Below are 313 nucleotides of genomic sequence, written 5' to 3'. Positions count from 1 at the left end.
CAGGTGACTGGTACTAATAGGCCGAGGACTTACCACAAAGAAGCTACGCGTCCACTGTGCGGTATCTGAAACAACACACAGATACTGATGAGAACATGATTTCTCCGTCATCCATCCACCCCGTAACGGGTTCGGGTTGATGCACGGTGAAACCAGGTGATCAGAAGAAGGTTACTGTGACAGTTTCATAGAGTTACGGCGGTCATAGCGAAGGGGAAACGCCCGGTCCCATTCCGAACCCGGAAGCTAAGCCCTTCAGCGCCGATGGTACTGCACTCGACAGGGTGTGGGAGAGTAGGACACCGCCGAACAC

The 313-nt window shown here is 53.7% G+C and carries 1 rRNA gene; it reads left to right on the top strand.

The features are described 5' to 3' along the window. Positions 1-194 precede the first annotated feature (194 nt). Positions 195-311 (top strand): 5S ribosomal RNA (gene rrf / locus ACYP01_RS13010). The last annotated feature ends 2 nt before the right edge of the window (positions 312-313 follow it).

Source organism: Rhodococcus sp. no. 34 (genome assembly GCF_054589475.1).
The sequence above is the reverse complement of the archived record's forward strand: the minus strand, read 5'-3'. Positions and strand labels throughout refer to the sequence as shown.